Annotated in this window: 25 protein-coding genes; 12 read left to right on the forward strand and 13 right to left on the reverse strand. The window is 63.2% G+C overall.

What is annotated here, in order from left to right:
* Positions 1 to 49: 49 nt before the first annotated feature.
* The 6 genes from IAE38_RS16315 to lptM are packed head-to-tail and all read right to left on the reverse strand — an operon-like array spanning position 50 to position 4,672.
* Positions 50 to 745: an HAD family hydrolase gene (locus IAE38_RS16315; RefSeq protein WP_201218309.1), complete on the reverse strand. Its 696-nt coding sequence runs from the start codon at positions 743 to 745 to the stop codon at positions 50 to 52.
* On the reverse strand, positions 742 to 1,641 hold the full coding sequence (xerC, locus tag IAE38_RS16320; RefSeq protein ID WP_060480885.1) for a tyrosine recombinase XerC: 900 nt from the start codon (positions 1,639 to 1,641) through the stop codon (positions 742 to 744). Before xerC ends, IAE38_RS16315 begins: the two co-directional genes overlap by 4 nt.
* Positions 1,641 to 2,351 (reverse strand): DUF484 family protein, encoded by a 711-nt coding sequence (locus IAE38_RS16325; RefSeq protein WP_028632934.1) that lies wholly within the window; start codon positions 2,349 to 2,351, stop codon positions 1,641 to 1,643. Before IAE38_RS16325 ends, xerC begins: the two co-directional genes overlap by 1 nt.
* Positions 2,352 to 2,364: 13 nt before the next feature.
* The gene (gene dapF, locus IAE38_RS16330) at positions 2,365 to 3,195 is read right to left on the reverse strand and encodes a diaminopimelate epimerase (RefSeq protein ID WP_028632935.1); all 831 of its coding nucleotides are present in this window, start codon (positions 3,193 to 3,195) and stop codon (positions 2,365 to 2,367) included.
* Positions 3,196 to 3,199: 4 nt separating this feature from the next.
* The gene (lysA, locus tag IAE38_RS16335) at positions 3,200 to 4,447 is read right to left on the reverse strand and encodes a diaminopimelate decarboxylase (RefSeq protein ID WP_201212607.1); all 1,248 of its coding nucleotides are present in this window, start codon (positions 4,445 to 4,447) and stop codon (positions 3,200 to 3,202) included.
* 9 nt (positions 4,448 to 4,456) lie between these two features.
* Positions 4,457 to 4,672 carry an LPS translocon maturation chaperone LptM gene (lptM, locus tag IAE38_RS16340; RefSeq protein WP_201163801.1) on the reverse strand — a complete coding sequence of 72 codons (216 nt, stop codon included), beginning with the start codon at positions 4,670 to 4,672 and terminating at the stop codon, positions 4,457 to 4,459.
* 273 nt (positions 4,673 to 4,945) lie between these two features.
* Between lptM and cyaY the strand changes: the two genes are divergently transcribed.
* From cyaY to rnk, 3 genes are all read left to right on the forward strand, one after another.
* Positions 4,946 to 5,278, forward strand: a complete 333-nt coding sequence (cyaY, locus tag IAE38_RS16345) for an iron donor protein CyaY (RefSeq protein ID WP_201218310.1) — start codon at positions 4,946 to 4,948, stop codon at positions 5,276 to 5,278.
* Between the two features lies 1 nt (position 5,279).
* On the forward strand, positions 5,280 to 5,504 hold the full coding sequence (locus IAE38_RS16350; RefSeq protein WP_201218311.1) for a DUF1289 domain-containing protein: 225 nt from the start codon (positions 5,280 to 5,282) through the stop codon (positions 5,502 to 5,504).
* A gap of 146 nt (positions 5,505 to 5,650) precedes the next feature.
* Positions 5,651 to 6,061, forward strand: a complete 411-nt coding sequence (rnk, locus tag IAE38_RS16355) for a nucleoside diphosphate kinase regulator (RefSeq protein WP_201218312.1) — start codon at positions 5,651 to 5,653, stop codon at positions 6,059 to 6,061.
* Positions 6,062 to 6,088: 27 nt separating this feature from the next.
* Here rnk and IAE38_RS16360 read toward each other — a convergent pair whose 3' ends face one another.
* Entirely contained in the window at positions 6,089 to 8,542 is a 2,454-nt protein-coding gene (locus IAE38_RS16360) for a class I adenylate cyclase (RefSeq protein WP_201218313.1), read from the reverse strand.
* Between the two features lie 167 nt (positions 8,543 to 8,709).
* On the opposite strand from IAE38_RS16360, the gene IAE38_RS16365 reads away from it, so the two are divergent.
* A complete protein-coding gene (locus tag IAE38_RS16365) occupies positions 8,710 to 9,162 on the forward strand; it encodes a YaiI/YqxD family protein (RefSeq protein ID WP_201163803.1) in 453 nt (150 codons plus the stop codon).
* A 36-nt stretch (positions 9,163 to 9,198) separates the two neighbouring features.
* Here the strand turns inward: IAE38_RS16365 and elbB are convergent, their stop codons facing one another.
* Both elbB and IAE38_RS16375 read right to left on the reverse strand, forming a co-directional pair.
* Entirely contained in the window at positions 9,199 to 9,858 is a 660-nt protein-coding gene (gene elbB / locus IAE38_RS16370) for an isoprenoid biosynthesis glyoxalase ElbB (protein ID WP_201218314.1), read from the reverse strand.
* A gap of 102 nt (positions 9,859 to 9,960) precedes the next feature.
* On the reverse strand, positions 9,961 to 10,545 hold the full coding sequence (locus tag IAE38_RS16375; RefSeq protein ID WP_201163804.1) for a DedA family protein: 585 nt from the start codon (positions 10,543 to 10,545) through the stop codon (positions 9,961 to 9,963).
* Positions 10,546 to 10,758: 213 nt separating this feature from the next.
* Here IAE38_RS16375 and ppk1 point away from each other — a divergent pair, with 213 nt between their 5' ends.
* Complete coding sequence (gene ppk1 / locus IAE38_RS16380) at positions 10,759 to 13,002, forward strand: polyphosphate kinase 1 (RefSeq protein ID WP_201163805.1); 2,244 nt, start codon at positions 10,759 to 10,761, stop codon at positions 13,000 to 13,002.
* Here the strand turns inward: ppk1 and ppx are convergent.
* The gene (gene ppx, locus IAE38_RS16385) at positions 12,989 to 14,491 is read right to left on the reverse strand and encodes an exopolyphosphatase (protein WP_028632943.1); all 1,503 of its coding nucleotides are present in this window, start codon (positions 14,489 to 14,491) and stop codon (positions 12,989 to 12,991) included. The two genes, ppk1 and ppx, sit on opposite strands and share 14 nt — an antisense overlap.
* A gap of 254 nt (positions 14,492 to 14,745) precedes the next feature.
* Between ppx and trxA the strand changes: the two genes are divergently transcribed.
* The 5 genes from trxA (at position 14,746) to IAE38_RS16410 (ending at position 20,061) form a co-directional block, all read left to right on the forward strand.
* The gene (gene trxA, locus IAE38_RS16390) at positions 14,746 to 15,075 is read left to right on the forward strand and encodes a thioredoxin TrxA (protein WP_028632944.1); all 330 of its coding nucleotides are present in this window, start codon (positions 14,746 to 14,748) and stop codon (positions 15,073 to 15,075) included.
* Positions 15,076 to 15,299: 224 nt separating this feature from the next.
* A complete protein-coding gene (rho, locus tag IAE38_RS16395; protein ID WP_003253661.1) occupies positions 15,300 to 16,559 on the forward strand; it encodes a transcription termination factor Rho in 1,260 nt (419 codons plus the stop codon).
* 136 nt (positions 16,560 to 16,695) lie between these two features.
* A complete protein-coding gene (gene ubiD / locus IAE38_RS16400) occupies positions 16,696 to 18,162 on the forward strand; it encodes a 4-hydroxy-3-polyprenylbenzoate decarboxylase (RefSeq protein ID WP_201163807.1) in 1,467 nt (488 codons plus the stop codon).
* Entirely contained in the window at positions 18,162 to 19,130 is a 969-nt protein-coding gene (locus IAE38_RS16405; protein ID WP_028632946.1) for a CDP-6-deoxy-delta-3,4-glucoseen reductase, read from the forward strand. Before ubiD ends, IAE38_RS16405 begins: the two co-directional genes overlap by 1 nt.
* Positions 19,131 to 19,410: 280 nt before the next feature.
* Entirely contained in the window at positions 19,411 to 20,061 is a 651-nt protein-coding gene (locus IAE38_RS16410; RefSeq protein ID WP_201163809.1) for a gamma-glutamylcyclotransferase, read from the forward strand.
* A 13-nt stretch (positions 20,062 to 20,074) separates the two neighbouring features.
* On the opposite strand, the gene IAE38_RS16415 is transcribed toward IAE38_RS16410, so the two are convergent.
* Positions 20,075 to 21,052 carry an NADPH:quinone oxidoreductase family protein gene (locus IAE38_RS16415; protein WP_201163810.1) on the reverse strand — a complete coding sequence of 326 codons (978 nt, stop codon included), beginning with the start codon at positions 21,050 to 21,052 and terminating at the stop codon, positions 20,075 to 20,077.
* Between the two features lie 158 nt (positions 21,053 to 21,210).
* Between IAE38_RS16415 and IAE38_RS16420 the strand changes: the two genes are divergently transcribed.
* Entirely contained in the window at positions 21,211 to 21,615 is a 405-nt protein-coding gene (locus tag IAE38_RS16420; RefSeq protein ID WP_028632949.1) for a flagellar basal body-associated protein FliL, read from the forward strand.
* Between the two features lie 23 nt (positions 21,616 to 21,638).
* Here the strand turns inward: IAE38_RS16420 and IAE38_RS16425 are convergent, their stop codons facing one another.
* Positions 21,639 to 22,088 (reverse strand): EVE domain-containing protein, encoded by a 450-nt coding sequence (locus IAE38_RS16425; RefSeq protein WP_028632950.1) that lies wholly within the window; start codon positions 22,086 to 22,088, stop codon positions 21,639 to 21,641.
* A 179-nt stretch (positions 22,089 to 22,267) separates the two neighbouring features.
* Here IAE38_RS16425 and IAE38_RS16430 point away from each other — a divergent pair, with 179 nt between their 5' ends.
* Positions 22,268 to 22,420, forward strand: a complete 153-nt coding sequence (locus IAE38_RS16430; RefSeq protein WP_201163811.1) for a hypothetical protein — start codon at positions 22,268 to 22,270, stop codon at positions 22,418 to 22,420.
* Positions 22,421 to 22,439: 19 nt separating this feature from the next.
* On the opposite strand, the gene IAE38_RS16435 is transcribed toward IAE38_RS16430, so the two are convergent.
* On the reverse strand, positions 22,440 to 22,629 hold a 190-nt coding region (locus tag IAE38_RS16435), incomplete at its 5' end, for a 5-formyltetrahydrofolate cyclo-ligase (RefSeq protein WP_328822896.1).

The following is a 22,629-nucleotide window of genomic DNA, read 5'->3' on the forward strand; positions in this document are numbered from 1 at the left end:
CTGCGGGCTTTTTTGTGGGTGGTCGTTTTTGCGGGAGGGGTAGGGCCGATCAGGCCCAGCGGGAGAGGATGCCGGGGAGCTGGGACAGCTGCTGGATTTCCGCATCCGGCGCCCGCTCGCCTGCCCAGGGCTTGCCCTGCGGGTTGAACCACACGGCGCGCAGCCCGGCGCGCTGGGCACCGGCAATATCGTCGCCAGGGTGGTCGCCGACGTGCACAGCGGCACTGGCCGTCGCCTCGCCCCGGCGCAGGGCCTCCAGAAACGGCGCCGGGTCGGGCTTGCCGATGCCGAGGTCTTCGGCGCACAGGGCAAAGCGGAAGTAGTCCGCCAGCCCCAGCCGGCTGACGTCGGCATTGCCATTGGTCACCACACCCAGGGTGTAGTGCTGGCGCAAGGCTTCGAGCATCGGCTGCACCTCCGGGAAGATTTCGACCTGGTGCCGGGCATGCAGGAATACCTCGAAACCCTCGTTGGCCAGTGCCAGGGCCTGCTGGTCGCTGTAGCCCACCTCTCGCAGGGCGTGCGTAAGCACCTTTCTGCGCAAGGCACTGATGCGATGCTTCAGGCCAGGTTCGGCCTGCACCAGGCGCTCGCGAATGGCGAACAGATGCTCCACCGGCACGCTGCCCAGGGTCGGGGCGTTGGCTTCCAGCCAGTCGCGCAACACCACTTCTGCGCTGGCGATCACCGGTGCGGTGTCCCACAGGGTGTCGTCGAGGTCGAACGTGATCAGCTTGATGCTCATGAGTCGCTGCCTTTGCTGCGTTTGGCCCTGGGGTGGGCGCTGTCATACACCGTGGCCAGGTGCTGGAAGTCCAGGTGGGTATAGATCTGCGTGGTGCCGATGTCGGCATGGCCGAGCATCTCCTGCACCGCCCGCAGGTCCTGGGAGGACTCGAGCACATGGCTGGCGAAGGAATGGCGAAGCATGTGCGGGTGAAGGTGCTGGCCCAGCTCGCGCTCACCCGCTGCTTTTACCCGCAGTTGCACAGCCCGGGCGCTGATGCGGTTGCCCTGACGGGTAATGAACACGGCCCGGTCCCGAGGGTTGCCGATGCCGCGCAGGCGATACCAGGCCTGCAATGCCTCGCGGGCCTTGCGCCCAACGGGCAATACCCGGGCCTTGCCCCCTTTGCCCAGTACCTGTACCAGGCCACCGGCAAGGTCGATATGGTCGAGGTCGAGCTGAGTCAGTTCGGAAAGCCGCAGGCCCGAGGAATAGAACAGCTCGAGCATGGCCTGGTCGCGCCGGGCGATGAAATCGTCATCAACCCCGCCATCGAGTAATTGCAGGGCGCGGTCGGTGTCCAGCACCTTGGGCAGCCGGCGCTCGCCCTTGGGGGCGCTCAGGCCATTGGCCGGGTCATGCTGGCAAAGGCCTTCACGGTTGAGGTAGCGGTACAGGCCCCTGACCGCCGACAGCAGGCGTGCCAGGCTGCGCGAAGACTGGCCCTGGTGATGCTGCCTGGCGACCAGCTGGCGCAGTTGCTGGATCTGCAAGGCTTGCCAGCCGGCGATGCCGTGCTGGTTGCAGTAGGCAATGACCTTTTCCAGGTCGCGACGGTAGGCCAGCAGCGTGTGCTCGGACACCTGGCGCTCGTTGCGCAGGTGCGCGCAATAAGCCTCCAGCGCAGGGTTCATCAGCGTACCGGGCGCAGGGTCTGGCTGACGCGGGGCACCACCCGGCCCAGCACCTCGGCGATGTAGCCAAGGAACAAAGTGCCGACGCTGCTCTTGTAGTGCTGCGGGTCGCGGCTGCCGATGGCCAGCACCCCGTGCAGGCCCTGGTACTCAAGGGCGGCCACGGCGCTGGAGCCTACTTCGCGGCGTTGTTCCTCACCAAACAGAAACGCCAGTTCGTGTTCGCGCAGGTTGCCGCAGACCGTTTTGCCGCCACCTAGCAGGGCGCCGATGGCCTGCTGGGCCTCGGCATTGCTGACCCAGCGGCCCACCGGTGCGACGTTGTCGCCAAACAGGATAAGGCTGACGAAGGGCACCTGAAATTCCTGGCGCAGGCTGTCTTCGACCACCATCACCACTTCTTCCAGGTTGCCGGCATCGAGCAGGTCAAGAATCAGCCGGCGGGTTTTGTCGAACAGGCGGTCGTTGTCGCGTGCCACATCCATCAGCTGCGACAAGCGGTGGCGCATCTCGATATTACGGTCGCGCAGCAGTTTGAGCTGCCGTTCTACCAGCGAAACGCTATCGCCCCGCTGGTGCGGGATGTGCTGCTCCACCAGCAGTTCGTCGTGCTCGGCGAAGAAGGTGGGGTGGTCACGCAGGTAGGCGACCACCGCTTCGGCATCGAGGTCAGCGGACTGCTTGGGTACAACCTTGGGCTGATCGGTCATGACGGTTACTCGCTTAAAGTCGAACCTGTCCTTCGTAAACCCGTACAGCCGGGCCAGTCATCAGCACGGGCTTGCCGGGGCCTGCCCATTCGATGTGCAAGCGGCCGCCCGGAAGCTCCAGCGATACCGGGGAATCCATCCAGCCCTGGCTGATGGCGGCTACCGCAGCGGCGCAAGCGCCGGTGCCGCACGCCTGGGTTTCCCCGGCACCGCGTTCCCACACGCGCAGCCTGGCACGATGGCGGTCGAGCACCTGCAGGAAGCCGGCATTGACCCGCTGCGGGAAGCGTGGGTGGTGCTCGATCTTCGGCCCCAATTGATGCACAGGCGCGGCCTGCACGTCATCCACACGCAGCACGGCATGGGGGTTACCCATGGACACGGCGGCGACGGCATGCACCTGGCCGTCTACTTCCAGCGGGTAGCTCAGGGCCTGCTCATCGGCAATGAACGGGATATCGGCAGGGATGAACCGGGGTGGCCCCATGTCGACGCTCACCTGGCCATCTTGCTGGATGTCCAGCACGATGATGCCGCTCTTGGTTTCCACGCGGATGCGCTTCTTGGCGGTCAGGCGCTTGTCCAGCACGAAGCGGGCGAAGCAGCGCGCACCATTGCCGCACTGTTCCACTTCGGAGCCGTCGGCATTGAAGATGCGGTAGCGGAAATCCACTTCAGGGTTGTTCGGGGCTTCGACGATGAGCAACTGGTCGAAGCCGATACCGGTGTGCCGGTCACCCCACTGCTTGGCGTGCTTGGGCTGGATGTGCGCGTGCTGGCTGACCAGGTCCAGGACCATGAAGTCATTGCCCAGCCCATGCATCTTGGTAAAGCGCAGCAGCATGGGCTTACTCCGGCAGCAGGCTTTCGCCAGCGTACAATTCGGCGATGGTTTCGCGGCGGCGTACTTCGAACGCCTGGTCGCCGTCGACCAGGATTTCCGCGCAACGGCCACGGGTGTTGTAGTTGGAGCTCATGACAAAACCATAGGCGCCCGCAGACTGCACCGCCAGCAGGTCACCCTCGGCCAGGTTCAGCATGCGGTCCTTGCCCAGGAAGTCGCCGGTTTCACAGATGGGGCCCACCAGGTCATAGGGGCGGCCTTCACCGTGGCGCGGTTTGACCGCATCGATACCCATCCACGCCTGGTACAGGGCCGGGCGGATCAGGTCGTTCATGGCCGCGTCGATGATGGCGAAGTCCTTGTGCTCGGTGTGCTTGAGGTACTCCACCCGGGTCAGCAGCACGCCGGCATTGGCCACGATGTAGCGGCCCGGCTCGAACACCAACGCCAGGTCCCGCTCGCCCACGCGTTCGCGAATGGCCTTGATGTAGTCGGCCACTTGTGGCGGCTGCTCATCACGGTAGCGCACGCCCACGCCACCGCCCAGGTCCAGGTGGCGCAAGTGGATGCCGCACTCGGCCAGGCGGTCAACCAGCACCAGCAGGCGGTCCAGCGCGTCGAGGAACGGTTCCACGGTGGTCAGCTGGGAGCCGATGTGGCAGTCGACACCTACCACGTCCAGGTTCGGCAACTGTGCAGCACGCACGTAGATGGCTTCGGCATCGGCGATGGCGATACCGAACTTGTTTTCCTTGAGGCCGGTGGAAATGTACGGGTGGGTGCCCGCGTCCACGTCGGGGTTTACCCGCAAGGAAACCGGCGCCACCTTGCCCATCTCGGCCGCCACCACTTGCAGGCGCTCCAGCTCGTCGGTGGACTCCACATTGAAGCAGTGCACGCCCACTTCCAGGGCCCGCCGCATGTCTTCGCGGGTTTTGCCGACACCGGAAAACACCACGCGATCAGCCCGCCCGCCCGCAGCCAGTACACGTTCCAGTTCGCCACCGGAAACGATGTCGAAGCCAGCGCCCAGGCGTGCCAGCACGTTCAGCACACCCAGGTTGGAGTTGGCTTTGACCGCGAAGCACACCAGGTGCTCACTGCCTTGCAGGGCATCGGTGTAGCTGCGGTACTGGGCTTCGATGTGCGCCCGCGAGTACACGTAGGTCGGCGTGCCATGGCGTTCGGCGATAGCCGACAGCGACACACCTTCCGCGAACAGCTCACCGTCGCGGTAGTTGAAAGCGTTCATCTGATTCCCTTACTGCTCTGGCGATTGCTCAGGCTCCGACTGCACGTCAGGCTGCTGCTCTTCGGTCTGGGCGGGCTTGGCTTTGCTCTGGTGCTGGTGCGACTTGTGCACATCCTTGCCGTCCTTGCCATCATCTGGCAGGTACAGTGGGCCTTTCTGGCCGCATGCGGAAACGAGGCAGGCAACAGCGACCAGCGCCGCGAGGGAGGAAATCAGGCGCTTCATGGGTGAAATCCTTAAAAATGCAGTATTGCGCCGGAGTATACCGAGCGACCGGCGCCTTGCCTATGCGAGGGCCTGGCAGCCCCAAGCAGCAGGCCACGAGCTACAAGCTGCAAGCTACAAGCGGCAAGAAAAAGCTGGCCGGTGTACGCTGAGCCTTTTCTTGCAGCTTGTGGCTTGCAGCTTGCAGCTTCCAATCTGCCGCTTGCGGCGGGCGCTTGGCGCCCGTATCTTGCCCGGCTTGCCTGTCATGCAGCCAATTTCGAGGTTCCTGCAATGAGTTTGACTGAAGCGCGTTTCCACGACCTGGTCGATGCGACCCAACAGGCGCTGGAAGACCTGTTCGACGAGAGCGGCATGGACCTGGACATGGAAAACTCCGCAGGCGTGCTGACCATCACGTTCGAAAACGGCAGCCAGCTGATCTTCAGCCGGCAGGAGCCCCTGCGCCAGCTGTGGCTGGCCGACCGCTCCGGCGGTTTCCACTTCGACTACGACGAAGAGAGTGGCAAGTGGGTGTGTGAAAAGAGCGAGGAGCTGCTGGGCGAAATGCTCGAGCGCATCGTCTGGGAGCGGGCGGGCGATAAGCTGGACTTCGAAGAGATCTGACATGAGCACCCCCCAAGCCCGGCCGCCCAAGCCGCTTTACAGCAACGTCAGCCCCGCCGTGCCGTCGCCGTGCATCAGCGTGTGCCGGCTGGATGAACAGCGCGTCTGCACCGGCTGCCACCGCCACGTGGAGCATATCCGCGAGTGGCGTTCGGCCGATGACCACCGCCGCCGGCAGATCTGCCGCGAGGCGCAGAACCTGCGCGATCAGGCAAAGGCACAGTGACCGCAAGGGCTTGAGTATTTGCCCGGCTGTGGTAGTGTCGGGTTCTGCGTCGGTGACGCCAAAGCCTGTACAAACCCCGCCCTTGGGCGGGGTTTTGCTTTATCTGTGCATCGAAAATTGCCTGTTCAAAGGAGTCTGACTGGATCATGAGCACCAAGCCTTCCCTCATCCTCACCCGTTTGGACGTACAACGTCTGGAGCGTCTTATCGACAGCCTTGACGAAAGTACGCCGGGCGTGCTTGCCCTGATGGGCGAGCTGGACCGCGCCGAACAGGTGGTCGGTCACGAGGACGTACCTGCCGGCGTGGTGACCATGAATTCGCGGGTGCACTGCCGTGAAGAAGCCAGCGGCAAGGACTATCACCTCACCCTGGTGTACCCCAAGGATGCCGGCCCAGATGGCAAGGTTTCGATTCTGGCACCCATTGGTTGCGCCTTGCTGGGGCTTTCTGTTGGCGAACAGATCGACTGGCCTGCGCCCGGGGGCAAAACTCTCAAGCTGAAGCTGCTGGAGATCGAGTACCAGCCCGAAGCGGCAGGTGATTTCGACCTCTGAGCGAGCTGGGGCTTCACGCCCTCATGGCTACAGAGGCACGTAGTGAATGTCGGGCACAGCGCTACGGCCGTGCAACAGCGGGTGCAAAACGCGCTGGAGCTCGCGCGGCAGTTCGGCGTCGTCTTGCACCGGCAGGCGGTGGTGCCACAGGGCATTGCACTCATCCAGCACATGCACCTCTACCACGCCGCCCAGCAGCCTGTGGAACACCTGAATGCAGCCAGGGCGGCCTTGTTTCAGCGCCAGCGCAAGGTCCGTGCCTTGCAGGGCGTTGGGGTCCAGGTGCAGGGGGCTGTAACGGTTGCGTGGTTGCCCCAGGCAAGCCAGCAGTTCGTCATGCCCGGCCAGGCTAGTGAGGCTGGCGTCACCCGGCAGCAGCTCCAGCACATGGGTGTAGTGCGCTACCTGCAACAGGTAGCGACAGGGCAGCCCCTGCTGATGCAGGCCTTGAACCGTATCGAACACCTCCTGGATGCGCTGGCGAATGGCCTGGGCGCGGTTCTGGCAAAAACAGTGCACCCGTACACCCGGCCGGTGATTCGCGCGCGTGGGCCTGGCGAGATGGTCGCGCAGGCAGCGGACCAGCGCGTGCTCACCTTCGTATCGCGCCACCAGCACTTCGCCCCATGTGTTGACGGTTACCTGGTCCACCGTCAGCACGAGGTTTTCGCGTACGCCGCCATAGCTGAGCGAATCGGTGCGCTCGGTCGTCAGGGTGATGTCCAGGTCGCGGTGATGGGGCAAGGGGTCCAACCCGACGTTTACCAGCAGCAGAATCTGGTCAGCCACACTGGGTTGCAGCAGGTGTACCTCGCTGGCGGCTGGCATTGGCAGGCTGATGAGTGCCCGCAGGCAGCCCAGTAGCGCGGACAGCTCCGGCTCTGCTAGGTCGCTGGCCCCCGGCTGGATGGCCAGCCGGGTGCTGCTGTCGATCACGCCGTTGCAATGCGCCCAGGCCAGCAGGGGCAATAGGTGCCGGTCGTGCCTGAGAGGGCTGGCAAGTTCCATGTCATAGGTGCTGAGGTTGTCGCGGTAAAGCGCCCAGCGATGGCTGCCGGGCGCCTTGCCATCAGGTTCCTGGGCCAGTGTCAGGAGGCTCTCGGCAAGGTCCTGCACGCTGCCCGGGTTGATCACTTCGACCTTGCCGGCACGGCGCTCGAATGCTGCACGAAGTCGCCGGCCAAGCACGTTGAGGTCGCGCTGGTCGGCACGGCTCGCCGCATCGCGCACACGGGCGAAGTGGCTGAGAAAGCGGTAGCTGCCGCTCAGTTCGGCCACCAGTTCGCGCCGCTCCAGGGTAGCCTGCTGCACCTTCCATAGCGGGCGGCTGTCAAGCAAGGCCAGCTGCCGTTGGCCCCAACCCCATTCGTCGGTCAGGCGCTGCATCAACCTGCGCTGCCAGCCACTTGCCCGGGATTTGTCGCTGAGTTTTCTGTTTACCTTCAAATACAGGCTGCGCCGTACCAATTCCAGGCGAGCAGGTTGCCCGCGTTGCAGCAGGTAGCGTTCGATGCGTCGGTACATCATCACATACGGGTCCAGCGCGTCCAGGTCGGTCTGGTTGGCGAACACGGCCGCTTTGTATTCCAGGCTCAGGCAGGGCTGGGTGGCGTGTTCACTGGCGTAGACCTCAATCAACAGCAGCTTGAGCAGCGACTTGTGGGGCGAGTCTATGCCCTTGAACAATTGCCACAGGCCGGCGCCGACGAACTCTTGGGCAGGCAATTGCGCCAGATGGCCAAGGTCGAGGGTTTCCTGGTCGGGGATGAAGCGTTTGCCCAGCAGCGTCTGGGTGTAGCCAGCGTAATTGCCTTCCTGGTCCACCGGTACCAGCCACCACACGGGGATGCGCCCAGCCAGCCAGATGGCAGTGCGGTAGAACTCGTCCAGCAGCAGGTAGTGCTGGGTAGTACCGCAATCGTCCGAACCCAGTTGGCCGGTGCGTTGGCCCTGTGCGAACGCTTGGGTATCGATCAGAAAGCAGTGCGCCTGGGCACCCAGGCTGGCAGCCCAGGCCTCCAGCAATTGGCACTTGCAGCGCAGGGCCTGCAGCGCCTGGGGCTGCAGATCCGCGGCGTGGCATACCCAGAAGTCCATGTCACTTTGCTCGGCCTGGGCCAGCGAGCCCAGGCTGCCGATCAGGAACAGCCCCTGTATCGGGCGTGGCGAAGAGTTTTCACGGGGCTTGGTGCTGAATGAACGGGCCAGGCGCTGGGCCTCGGCCACCTGTGCGGCACTCGGTTCGAAGCCGCACACGCCGGCGGGCGTATTGCCAGAGATGTACCCCGGCAGCAGGGGATGATTGACGTGCAGCAGCAGCGGTAGCAGCGTAAGCACCTGCTGCTGGCGCGTGGACAGGCCCTCTGTTGCGCGCAGTAACCGGCCCTGATTGATGTGCATGAAACGCCCACGCAACGTCGCCAAGAGCTTGCGATCAATCCCTTGGTCCAGGTCAAGGCGGATTTCGTGGGGGTGGTTCATGGGGCGCTCGGCAGGCCGGTTGGGCTGCAGCGAGTTTAGCCTTACCCGAGGTGCCTCAGCAGCATTATCGGAATATTGGCGTCATTTGCCCGTCGGTTGCTCGGCAATTACTGCTTTGCACAGGCTTGCTGCATGATGGGCGGGTCAAGTTGAGTGTGAGGTTTCTGATGAGAGTGTGGATCGATGCAGACGCCTGCCCCAAGGCAGCCAAGGATCTGATCGTGAAGTTTGCCCTCAAACGCAAGTTCGAGGTAGTGATGGTGGCGGGCCAGGCTGTGGCCAAACCGGCGTTTTCGCTGGTGAAGCTGATCGTGGTGCCCAGTGGCCCTGATGCGGCCGACGATTACCTGGTTGAACACGCCACGCCGGGCGAGTTGGTCATCTGCAGCGACGTGCCCTTGGCCGACCGCCTGGTGAAGAAGGGCGTGGCGGCGCTGGACCCGCGTGGGCGCGAGTTCGACGAGCGCAACATGGGCGACCGGTTGGCCGCACGTAACCTGTTCACCGAACTGCGCGAGCAGGGCCAGGCGGGGGGAGGGCAGCCACCCTACGCCGAGCGCGACAAACAGGCATTCGCCAACGCGCTGGACCGCATCATCGCCCGCCTGTACAAGGCCTGAGCCGACGGTGCTGCGCCAGGCCCTGCGAGCCTGGGCTTACTCGTGGGTCAGTTCCAGCACCCGGTCCACCAGCTTGTAGATGCCCCCGGCTGCGTCGCTGATGGTCTTGGCCGACATGTAGGCCGGGGTGGTCACCAGCTTGCGCTGCACGTCTTCGACGATGTCGTGTACGTCGCACTCTTCATGGGTACCGCCCATCTTCACCACAGCGGCGGCGGTATCGGCATCGGTACCGATGGTGCACACCACGCCAGGCCCGTAGATCTTGGCCGCCAGCGCCGGCGAAATACAGATCAGGCCAACCGGCTTGCAGGCCGCAGCGAACGCTTCGGCCAGGGCCAGTACGTCTGCGTTGACGCTGCAGTCCGCCCCGTCAGCCGCGAAGGTGGACAGGTTCTTGGCCGCCCCGAAACCGCCCGGCACGATGAGCGCGTCGAAGTCCTCGGCCTTGGCCTCGCGGATATCGTTCACCTCACCGCGGGCAATGCGCGCCGACTCCACCAGCACGTTCCGCGATTCGGGCATCTCTTCGCCCGTCAGGTGGTTGATGACGTGCAGTTGGGCGATGTCCGGGGCAAAGCACTGTACCTGCGCACCACGCTGGTCGAGGCGCAGGAGGGTGATCACGCTTTCGTGGATTTCTGCGCCGTCATACACGCCGCAACCGGAAAGAATCACCGCTACTTTTTTTGTCATGCTCATTTCTCCAGGGTCGATGCGCTCGATACCCGCCAGCCTGGCAGCGCTGCCCAGCGCGGGGACGTCCTGCTTGGTTGGATTGCGCGGGCGCGCGGGTGTTCAGTCCTGCGACTCGCGCGCGGCCCGGCGTTCTGCCCGCAGCGTGCGGAAACGTCTGCGCAGCCACAGCCCCACGCCCAGCACCAGCAAGGCGCCAAGCACCCATAGCTCGTAACGTTTGATGTTGCCCAGCAGGCCTTCGAGAATGGCGCCGAAGTGGTAGGCCGCAGCACCCAGAGCCAATGCCCAGATGGCTGCACCAATGCCGTTGAGCAGCAGGTAGCGCCGTGGTGGGTAGCCAGACAGGCCAATGGCAACCGGCATGACCGTGCGCAGGCCGTAGACGAAGCGGAAGCTCAGCACCCAGATGTCGGGGTGGCGGCGGATGTGGTCCAGGGCCCGGTCGCCCATGGCCTGCCAGCGTGGCTTGCGCGCCAGGATCTTGCGCCCGTGACGCCGGCCCATGAAGTACCACAGCTGATCCCCGGCATAGCTGCCCAGAAAGGCCACCAGGCACACGAGTTTGATATCCATGTAACCGCGGAACGCAAGAAAACCCGCAAGCACCAGAATGGTCTCGCCTTCGAAGAAGGTGCCTAGAAAAAGGGCAAAGTAGCCGAAATCCTGCAGGAATTGTTGGAGCATTTTCTGAGGTGCTGGCGAAATGAACGCGCAGCCTACCCCTTCGTGGGCATTCGGGAAAGTGTCCAAATGTGTCTCGACGTGAACAATGCCTACACGGACAATGCCAGATGCTACGCGCCATGCCTTGCCCTGTTATGTAACACAGGCGTCATAATGGGCGCTTATCTTGCCGCTCAATTGATGATAGGGCGTTAACGTCCTCAGGACCGCCAGATGAACAACGAAGTGCTCACCCCTGTCGTGATCAAGGAGGCCCAGGAGCTTCCGGAAGAACTGGTGCAGACCCCGCCAGACCTGCCCCCCGTGCCAGAGCCTCTGGTGGAGCAGGCCGCTGAGCCGGTCGCGCCGCCGCCGGCCCCTGCGCCTGCCATCGCCGTACCAGGCCTGGACGACACCAGCCTGTACATTCATCGCGAGCTGTCGCAGTTGCAGTTCAACATTCGCGTACTGGAACAGGCGCTGGACGAGAGCTACCCGCTGCTCGAACGCCTCAAGTTCCTGCTGATCTTCTCCAGCAACCTGGACGAGTTCTTCGAAATCCGCGTAGCCGGCCTCAAGAAACAAATCAATTTTGCCCGTGAGCAGGCCGGTGCCGACGGTTTGCAGCCGCACCAGGCGCTGACGCGCATCAGCGAGCTGGTCCACATCGAAGTGGACCGCCAGTACGCCATCCTCAACGATGTGCTGCTGCCCGAGCTGGAAAAGCACCAGATTCGGTTCATTCGCCGCCGTTACTGGACACCCAAACTCAAGACCTGGGTGCGCCGCTACTTCCGCGACGAGATCGCCCCGATCATCACCCCGATCGGCCTCGACCCCACGCACCCGTTCCCGTTGCTGGTGAACAAGAGCCTCAACTTCATCGTCGAGCTCGAAGGCGTCGACGCCTTTGGCCGCGACTCGGGCCTGGCGATCATCCCGGCTCCGCGCCTGCTGCCCCGGGTCATCCGGGTGCCAGAAGAGGTGGGCGGCGCGGGGGCCAACTATGTGTTCCTGTCGTCGATGATCCATGCCCACGCAGACGACCTGTTCCAGGGCATGAAGGTCAAGGGCTGCTACCAGTTCCGCCTGACCCGCAACGCAGACCTGGCACTGGACTCCGAAGAGGTCGATGACCTGGCCCGCGCGTTGCGCGGTGAGCTGTTCTCGCGCCGCTATGGCGATGCCGTGCGCCTGGAGGTAGCCGACACCTGCCCGAAACACTTGTCGGACTACCTGCTCAAGCAGTTCAGCCTGAGCGAGAGCGAGCTGTACCAGGTAAACGGGCCGGTGAACCTTACGCGCCTGTTCAGCATCACCGGGCTGGATAGCCACCCCGAGCTGCAGTACCTGCCGTTCACCCCGGCCATCCCCAAGCTGCTGCAGAATGCCGACAACATCTTCAGCGTGATTGGCAAGCAGGACATCCTGCTGATGCACCCGTTCGAGTCCTTCACGCCGGTGGTCGACCTGCTGCGCCAGGCCGCCAAGGACCCGCATGTACTCGCTGTGCGCCAGACCCTGTACCGCTCCGGGGCCAACTCGGAAATCGTCGATGCCTTGGTGGATGCAGCGCGTAACGGCAAGGAGGTTACCGCGGTGATCGAGCTGCGGGCGCGCTTCGACGAAGAGTCCAACCTGCAAATGGCCAGCCGCCTGCAAGCGGCCGGGGCGGTAGTGATCTATGGGGTGGTTGGCTTCAAGACCCACGCCAAGATGATGCTGATTCTGCGCCGCGAGCAGGGCGAGATCGTGCGCTACGCCCACCTGGGCACGGGTAACTACCACGCCGGCAACGCCCGCCTGTACACCGACTACAGCCTGCTCACCTCCGATGATGCCCTCACCGAAGACGTCGGCAAGCTGTTCAGCCAGCTGATCGGCATGGGCAAGACCCTGCGCATGAAAAAACTGCTGCATGCGCCGTTCACCCTGAAGAAGGGCATGCTGGACATGATCGCGCGGGAAACCCAGTTTGCCCTCGACGGCAAACCGGCGCACATCATCGCCAAGTTCAACTCGCTGACCGACGCCAAGGTCATCAAGGCGCTGTACAAGGCCAGCCAGTCGGGCGTGAGGATCGACCTGGTGGTGCGCGGCATGTGCTGCCTGCGCCCAGGCATTGCGGGGGTTTCGCACAATATCCAGGTGCGCTCGATCATCGGCCGCTTCCTGGAGCACACCCGGGTGTTCTACTTCCTCAATGGCGGCGAAGAGCAGATCTACTTGTCCAGTGCCGACTGGATGGAGCGCAACCTCGACAAGCGTGTCGAGACCTGCTTCCCGGTGGAAGGCAAGAAGCTGCTGTTGCGGGTGAAGAAGGAGCTGGAAGCCTACCTCACCGACAACACCCATGCCTGGACCCTGCAGCCGGACGGCCGCTATGTGCGTAGCTCGCCAACCGGCAACCAGAACCCGCGCAGTGCCCAGGCGACCCTGCTGGAGCGCCTGAGCAACCCGGTACTTAACGTACGCTGAGGATGAACCCGACCCGGGCCAGCCACTCCGCCTCGTTGGCGAAGTCGGCCTGGGTCAGCTGGTTCTGCTCCAGCCAGCCCTGCGGGAACACCACTTCAAGCCGGTCATCGTCTGCCTTGAGTTCCACTTTTGGCATCTGCTGGTTGCCACGGATGTGGTGGAACAGAATGGCAAAGCGCAGCAGCACGCACAGGCGCAACAGCTTCACGCCTTCATCGCCCAGTTCGGCATAGCGGTCCTTGGGGATGTTGCGGCGGTGGCCGCGCACCAGCAAGGCCATCATCTGCTGGTCCTCGCGGGAAAACCCGGCAAGGTCGGAGTGCTCGATCAGGTAGGCGCCATGCTTGTGGTAGTGGTAGTGGGCGATATCCAGGCCGATTTCGTGCACCTTGGCAGCCCAGCCCAACAGGTCGCGCCAGTTACCGCCCTGCAGGTCCCATGCGGCAGCCACCTGGTCGAAGGCGTGCAGGGCTTTGCGCTCTACCCGCGCCGCCTGCCCCTGGTCCACGTGATAACGCTCCATCAGCGAGTTCAGGGTGCGTTCGCGCACGTCTTCGTGGTGGTGGCGGCCCAGCAGGTCGAACAGCACCCCTTCACGAAGCGCGCCGTCACAGTGGTCCATGCGCTGCAGTTCGAGGGCATCGAAGATCGCCTCGAGAATGGCCAGCCCTGCGGGGAAGATGGTACGACGGTCTGGCTTGACGCCGTCGAAGTCGATCTTGTCGACCTCGCCCAGCTTGAACAGCTTGCGCTTGACCCACGCCAGGCCTTCGGCGTTGACCTCGCCATTGCCCAGGCCACCGGCCTTGATGGCTGCGCCAATGGCGCGGATGGTGCCCGACGAGCCGATGGCCTCGTCCCAGGTCAGGCGATGCAGGGCATTTTCGATGCTCATCAGTTCCAGGCGCGCGGCGGTGTAGGCCTGGGCGTAGCGGGCCGGGGTGATCTTGCCGTCGCGGAAGTAGCGCTGGGTGAAGCTGACGCAGCCCATCTGCAGGCTCTCGCGCAGCAGCGGCTCGAAGCGCTGGCCGATGATGAACTCGGTGCTGCCGCCGCCGATATCGGCCACCAGGCGCTTGCCCGGGGTGTCAGCGAGGGTGTGCGATACGCCCAAGTAGATCAGGCGCGCCTCTTCGCGGCCGGAAATGACCTCAACGGGGTGGCCCAGAATGGCTTCGGCACGCTGGATGAAGGTGTTGCGGTTGCGTGCTTCGCGCAGGGCGTTGGTGCCCACGATGCGTACGGCGCCTGCCGGCATGCCGTTGATCAACTGGGCAAAGCGCTTGAGGCACTCCAGGCCCCGCTCCATGGCTTCTTCGCTGAGCCTGCGCTCTTCGTCGATGCCGGCGGCCAGCTGCACCTTTTCGCCCAGCCGCTCAAGGATGCGGATTTCGGTATGGTGGGCCTTGGCCACTACCATGTGGAAACTGTTGGAGCCAAGGTCGATGGCTGCGATCAGGGACAGGTTCTTCGCGGTGGTTTGCGGCATGATCTGGTCGTTCTCGGTCGTTAACCTGGCAATCGTGCCACGATAGCAGGCTGTCGCCAACGCGTGGCACCTCGCCTTCGTACTGTGCTTGATGCAAGGCAATGTGCCATTCGATTCTATGAAGGCCATGTGACAGTTTCGATTCGCGGCGTCTTCCACAACTATAGTTACACTCAATCGTCTGCGGCTTCCTGTAGGCGGCGGGTGCCGCTATGATGGGCAACGTTTTTTTGCATACGAACCTGGAGATATCCATGAGCAGCGATCTGATCAAACATGTGACCGACGCCACCTTCGAGGCTGATGTCCTGAAGGCCCAAGGCCCGGTGCTGGTGGATTACTGGGCTGAGTGGTGCGGCCCCTGCAAGATGATCGCTCCAGTACTGGACGACATCGCGGGTACCTACGAGGGCAAGCTGACCGTCGCCAAGCTGAACATCGACGAGAACCAGGAAACCCCTGCCAAGCACGGCGTACGTGGTATCCCGACGCTGATGCTGTTCAAGAACGGCAACGTCGAAGCCACCAAGGTGGGGGCGCTGTCCAAATCCCAGCTGCAAGCGTTCCTCGACGCCCACCTGTGATACAAAGGCCCCGCAAATGCGGGGCTTTTCTTTTCTACTGCACTAGACGCAGAAAAAAGCAAGTGTTACATTCGGCCTCGCACTGCTTCTCCAGTGCCCTCTACATGCCGTCGCCGAAGCATCCCCAATTCGAATCAGTACGCGATCCTTTCGCCATCTAGCGGCGCGGCCTCATTAAGCCAAAGCTTAATTCTCCCTTCTTACATGATTACGTCATTCCCCTTATGAACCTGACTGAACTCAAGCAAAAGCCGATTACCGATCTTTTGGAAATGGCCGAACAGATGGGCATCGAAAACATGGCCCGTTCGCGCAAACAGGACGTGATCTTCGCCCTGCTGAAAAAGCACGCGAAGAGCGGCGAAGAGATTTCCGGTGATGGCGTGCTGGAGATTCTCCAGGATGGTTTCGGTTTCCTGCGGTCCGCTGATGCGTCCTACCTGGCCGGCCCTGACGACATCTACGTCTCGCCAAGCCAGATCCGCCGCTTCAACCTGCGCACCGGTGACACCATCGTCGGCAAGATCCGCCCGCCGAAGGAAGGGGAGCGCTACTTCGCGCTGCTGAAGGTCGACACCATCAACTTCGACCGCCCGGAAAACGCGAAAAACAAGATCCTGTTCGAAAACCTGACGCCGCTGTTCCCCAACAAGCGCCTGAAGATGGAAGCCGGTAACGGCTCCACCGAAGACCTCACCGGTCGCGTCATCGACCTGTGCGCCCCGATCGGCAAAGGCCAGCGTGGCCTGATCGTCGCGCCGCCCAAGGCGGGCAAGACGATCATGCTGCAGAACATCGCGGCGAACATTACCCGTAACAACCCTGAGTGCCACCTGATCGTCCTGCTGATCGACGAGCGCCCTGAAGAAGTGACCGAAATGCAGCGCACCGTGCGCGGCGAAGTGGTTGCGTCCACCTTCGACGAGCCACCCACCCGTCACGTGCAGGTGGCCGAGATGGTCATCGAGAAGGCCAAGCGCCTGGTCGAGCACAAAAAGGACGTGGTGATCCTGCTGGACTCCATCACCCGTCTGGCACGTGCCTACAACACCGTGATCCCGAGCTCCGGCAAGGTACTCACCGGTGGTGTCGACGCCCACGCCCTGGAAAAGCCAAAGCGCTTCTTTGGCGCTGCGCGTAACATCGAAGAAGGCGGCTCGCTGACCATCATCGCCACCGCGCTGGTCGAAACCGGCTCGAAGATGGACGAAGTGATCTACGAGGAGTTCAAGGGCACCGGTAACATGGAGCTGCCGCTGGACCGCCGCATCGCCGAAAAGCGCGTGTTCCCGGCCATCAATATCAACCGTTCCGGTACCCGCCGCGAAGAGCTGCTCACTGCCGACGACGAGCTGCAGCGCATGTGGATTCTGCGCAAGCTGCTGCACCCGATGGACGAGATCGCCGCGATCGAGTTCCTGGTCGACAAGCTCAAGCAGACCAAGACCAACGACGAGTTCTTCCTGTCGATGAAGCGCAAGTAAGCATTTCCGGCGGTTATTGATTGGGGCTGTTTTGCAGCCCTTTGCGGGTTTGCCCGCGAAGGGCTGCGAAGCGGCCCCAATTCATTTGCGCTACACTCTGCACCCCCGATCGACACGGCCAACACGAGGCTTCTGCATGCAGTATCGCGACTTGCGCGACTTCATCCGTGGCCTGGAACAGCGCGGCGAGCTCAAGCGCATCCAGGTCCCGGTCTCTCCCGTCCTGGAAATGACCGAGGTCTGCGACCGTACCCTGCGCGCCAAAGGCCCGGCATTGTTGTTCGAGAAGCCCACAGGCTTCGACATGCCGGTGCTGGGCAACCTGTTCGGTACGCCACAGCGGGTGGCCATGGGCATGGGCGCCGAGTCTGTCGACGAGTTGCGCGAAATCGGCAAGTTGCTGGCCTTCCTCAAGGAGCCTGAGCCGCCAAAAGGCCTCAAGGATGCCTGGTCAAAGCTGCCGATCTTCAAGAAGGTCGTGTCGATGGCGCCCAAGGTGGTCAAGGACGCCGTGTGCCAGGAGGTGGTGCTGGAGGGTGATGAGGTCGACCTCGGTGCGTTGCCGGTGCAGCACTGCTGGCCAGGCGACGTGGCGCCGCTGATTACCTGGGGCCTCACCGTTACCCGCGGCCCGAACAAGGACCGCCAGAACCTGGGCATCTACCGCCAGCAGGTGATTGGCCGCAACAAGGTCATCATGCGTTGGCTGAGCCACCGTGGCGGTGCCCTCGACTACCGCGAATGGTGCGAGAAGCACCCCGGGCAGCCATTCCCCGTCGCCGTTGCGCTGGGCGCCGACCCTGCGACCATTCTGGGCGCCGTGACCCCGGTGCCCGATACGCTTTCCGAATACGCCTTCGCCGGCCTGTTGCGCGGCAACCGCACCGAGCTGGTCAAGTGCCGGGGCAGCAACCTGCAGGTTCCAGCCAGTGCCGAGATCATCCTCGAGGGTGTGATTCACCCGGGCGAGATGGCCCCCGAAGGGCCTTACGGCGACCACACCGGTTACTACAACGAAGTCGACAGCTTCCCGGTGTTCACCGTGGAGCGCATCACCCATCGGCAGAAACCGATCTATCACAGTACCTACACCGGTCGGCCGCCGGATGAGCCTGCCATCCTGGGTGTGGCGCTCAACGAAGTGTTCGTGCCGATCCTGCAGAAGCAGTTCCCGGAAATCGTCGACTTCTACTTGCCGCCTGAAGGTTGTTCGTACCGCATGGCGGTAGTGACCATGAAGAAGCAGTACCCAGGGCATGCCAAGCGCGTGATGCTGGGTGTATGGTCGTTCCTGCGACAGTTCATGTACACCAAGTTCGTTATCGTGACCGACGACGACATCAATGCCCGCGACTGGAACGACGTGATCTGGGCCATCACCACGCGCATGGACCCCAAGCGTGATACGGTGATGATCGACAACACGCCGATCGACTACCTGGACTTCGCGTCACCGGTGTCGGGGTTGGGTTCGAAGATGGGCCTGGATGCCACCCACAAGTGGCCGGGCGAGACTACACGCGAGTGGGGGCGGGTTATCGTCAAGGACGAAGCCGTTACCCGGCGTATCGATGAGCTGTGGGATCAGTTGGGAATAGATTGATGCAGGTAACGTTGCAGCCGTCCGGGGCGGTGTTGGCGCTCGAGCCCGGTGAAAGGATCCTGGATGGAGCGCGCCGGCTGGGTTATGACTGCCCCAACAGCTGCCGCAATGGCAATTGCCATGTCTGCGCCGCGTTGTTGGTAGAGGGCCGCGTGCGCCAGGACGGTGAGGTGCGCGATCATGGTGAGCTGTTCACCTGCCTTGCCGAACCTCTGGAGGACTGCGTGCTGCTGTGGGATGGCGTGCTTGCCCTGGGCGAACTGCCGGTGCGCAAACTGGCGTGCACCGTGAGTGAGTGCCGCGAGGTTGGCGGCGACGTCTGGCGCGTCCGCTTGCGTGCCCCAGCGGGCAAGCCGCTGCGTTACCATGCCGGGCAGTACCTGATGATCGAACGCCAGGGCGGCAAGCAGGCGGCGTTTTCGCTGGCATCCGCCCCCCATGCCGGCCGCGAGCTTGAGCTGCATGTGCTGGCGCGCGAACCCAGCGCGGTACAGTTGATCGAACAACTGCAGCACGACCGCCTGGCGCGCATTGAAATGCCCTTCGGCGACACACACCTGGCCGAACTGCCTGACGGGCCACTGGTGCTGATCGCTGCTGGCACCGGCATGGGGCAGATGCACAGCCTGGTCGAGCACTGCCGCGCTCAAGGGTTCAAGCACCCGGTCCACCTGTACTGGGGCGTGCGCCGGCCAGAGGACTTCTACCAGATCGAACACTGGGACGAGTGGTTGCAGTTGCCCAACCTGTACCTGCACCAGGTGGTCAGCGACCTGTGTGGTTGGGAAGGGCGCTGCGGCATGCTGCACCAAGCGGTCTGCGAGGACATCAGTGACCTCAACAGCGTACACGTCTATGCCAGCGGCTCGCCCAACATGATCTATGCCACCCTCGACGCCCTGGTTGAAGCGGGCATGGATGCGCACCGTATGCGTGCCGACGTCTTCGCCTACGCCCCCCGGGGCTAATAACCGAAGTTTGAACATCGGGGTATAAGGCGGTAATTGTTGCCGCCTTGATCACTAACTTTCACTGGCCTTGAAACAATAAGTTCCGGTCGTCGGCTGCTTGCATGAAAATTTCGACATGCGCTTGTCCGCCTCAACTTCCTGACTTAGCTTATACAAGGTCCGGGCCCGCTTTGTTGGCGTCCCGGCCCATGCCGGCCGCGGCGAGTGGGCACTGCGTGTGCCTCAAGGCCTAGTTGGGTTACATGTTTTTGTATGCGGAGACTCCTGGCGGCAGCTTATGTCGGCACTTGAAAGTTCGTCCTGGAAAGTTAACTACCCCCCGTCACTCGATTTTGGCCAGCCCCTCACACGTGAGCAGTTGCACACTTCCATGCAGGCCACCCTGTCGCAGCACCCGGGTGGGCCAGTGTGGTTGTTTGCCTACGGCTCATTGATCTGGCGGCCAGAGTGCAGCGCCGTGGAGCGTCAGCGGGCGCGGGTGCACGGCTATCACCGCGGCCTGTACCTGTGGTCGCACGAGCACCGTGGCACGCCAGAAACCCCTGGGCTGGTCTTCGGCCTGGACCGTGGTGGCTCCTGCAGCGGCTTCGCCTACAGGCTGGACGAGCGCACACTGGACGCCTCGTTGATGGCCTTGTGGCAACGGGAGATGCCCTACCCAGCGTACCGCCCCCATTGGCTGAATTGCCGGCTGGGCGACGGCAGCAAGGTGCAGGCATTGGGCTTTGTGCTGGAGCGCCATTTGCCGTGCTACGCAGGTAACCTGCCAGACACGCTGCTCAGCCACATTCTGGCCCGTGCAGCAGGGCGCTACGGCACTACGCGCGATTATGTCGAGCAAACACTCAACGCCCTGCGTACTCACCAGATGCCTGACCGCAGCCTGGAGGCGCGTTTCAGGCGCTGTCACAACCTGGGCGAGGCCTGAGGCGGTAGCGCCCTCACGGCACTGACACCACCAGCTTGCCCACTGCCTGCCGCTGGCCCAGCTTGTCGATGGCCGCCCCGGCCTCGGCCAGTGGGTAGATGTGCGACACCAGTGGGTTCAGCTTGCCCTCGGCGTACCAGGCAAACAGCTGCTGGAAGTTTGCCGCGTTGTCCTGGGGCTGGCGCTGTGCGAAAGCCCCCCAGAACACGCCCAGCACCGCCGCGCCCTTGAGCAGCACCAGGTTGGCTGCAAGCTGCGGGATCACACCACTGGCAAAGCCCACTACCAGCAACCGGCCGTTCCAGGCCAGCCCGCGTACCGCCTGTTCGAACAGCTCGCCGCCCACCGGGTCGTAGATCACATCCACACCGTTACCCCCGGTCAAGCGCTTGATTTCTTCGCGCAGGCTGCCTGCGCTGTAGTCGATCAGCTCGTCTGCCCCGGCAGCTTTGGCCACCGCCAGTTTCTCGGCACTGCTGGCCGCTGCGATTACCCGGGCGCCCATAGCCTTGCCGATTTCAACCGCCGCCAGCCCCACGCCACCGGATGCGCCCAGCACCAGCAGGGTTTCCCCTGGCTGCAACCGGCCCCGCTGGTGCAGGGCATGCATCGAGGTGCCATAGGTCATGCCGAAGGCTGCGGCGGTGGTGAAATCCATGCCCGCCGGTATCGGCAGCAGGTTGTAGGCCGGTACCGCCACCTGCTCGGCGAATGCACCCCAGCCGGTCAGCGCCATCACCCGGTCTCCTACCTTGAAGGCACCAGCCTTTTCGCCAACCGCCGCCACCACCCCCGCGGCCTCCCCGCCAGGTGAAAAGGGCAGGGCAGGCTGGAACTGATACTTGCCTTCGATGATCAGGGTGTCCGGGAAATTGACCCCGGCGGCACGCACATCCAGCAGCACCTCGTTTGGCTTGGGGAGCGGGCTTGCCACCTCTTCGAGTACCAGGCCACTTGCCGGGCCCAGGGTTTTGCACAGCAAGGCTTTCATCGTGGGCTATTCCTTTACGGGTAATGGCCGATAAGTGTAGGAGGCCGGCCCGCCGGGTCAACGAGCATGGCCTGCCCTGATGGGCAGGCATAAGCCCGGGCTTGGGTTTGCGCGGCGCGCTGGGTAAGCTGGCGGCAACTGTATTGAGGAGCGAATTCGTGAAAGCGTGGATCTTGATGGTACTGGCCCTGGTGCTACCTGCCGCAGCCCTGGCCGAAGAAGCCAAGGAAGGCGCGCCCAAGGTCGCCTATATCAGCCTCAACCCTCCATTCGTAGGCAATTATGCCCTCGACGGTGGCCCTCGCCTGCGGGTGTACAAGGCTGACGTAGCCCTGCGGGTCACCGGCGATGAAGCGGCCAAGGCTGTGCAGAGCCACGAGCCGTTGATCCGTAACCAGCTGGTGGCACTGTTCGCCCAGCAGACGGTAGACAGCATGAGCAATGTCGAGGCCAAGGAGCACCTGCGCCAGGAGGCACTGAAGCAGGTTCAGCAGGTGATGGAAGCCGAAGAGGGCAAGCCGATCGTCGAGGACCTGCTGTTCAACAACCTCATCGTACAGTAAGGCGGGCGGGCTGGCTGTGAGGCCTAGCGCAAGGCCAGCACCGCCGCCCACTGCGCGGGGGTGACCGGCATCACTGAAAGGCGGCTGCCTTTTTGCACCAGTGGCAGCTCGGCCAGTTCGGCTTGCTGCTTCAGCCAGCCCAGCTCCAGCACCCGCGGCAGGGTCTGCACATGGGCTACGTCCACCGCGCTCCAGGGGTTTTTATCGGCGGTGGCCTTGGCGTCGTGATAGTGGCTTTGCGGGTCGAGGGCGGTGGGGTCCGGGTACGCCGCGCGCACCACCTTGGCGATGCCCGCAATCCCAGGCTGCGGGCAGCTGGAATGGTAGAAGAAGAACTCATCGCCAACGCTCATGGCCCGCAGAAAATTGCGCGCCTGGTAGTTGCGCACCCCGTCCCAGCGCGCCTCACCCAACCGCCCCAGGGCCTCGATGGACAGCTCGTCGGGCTCGGACTTCATCAGCCAATAGGCCATGCGCGGTGCTCCTGAAAAGTTTTGAAATAACGTATTGAACTAAACCGACAGCCGGTTGACGTCAAGGTTTGCTTGCGGACGCATGTTGTCGGAGAATGCGCCCCGTTTGAAGTGCGATGCTACGGCGCTACGCAAAAAGTCGCCGAGCACTGAACAGTTTGCCTGGGGGGCAATCGTCGATGAATCAACGTAAAAAGCCGGACCTGCTTTGGGTCCTGGTGTTCATTTTTGGCTTGGGTGTGGTCACCACCGGTTATGCGCAAGGGTTCTGGGAGCGCAAGCTGGACAACGCCTATCAGGCGGCCGCCGAGGCCAGCCAGCCGCAACGTTGACCCCCACAAGCGGCACGGCCTACTGCGGCGCCAGGTACCAGTGGCGGTCCGAGACCGTGCCCTGCAGCGGTACATCCCAACTGGCCTGCGCCAGCCGCTCCACCTTCTGGCATTCATGGGCCAGCCCCAGCAGCAGTGGCTTCTTCCACGTTTTACGGCTTGCCTGATAGGCCAGGCTGCGATCGTAGAACCCGCCGCCCATCCCCAGC

The sequence above is a fragment of the Pseudomonas sp. S32 genome, assembly GCF_016648095.1.
Lineage (GTDB): Bacteria > Pseudomonadota > Gammaproteobacteria > Pseudomonadales > Pseudomonadaceae > Aquipseudomonas > Aquipseudomonas parafulva.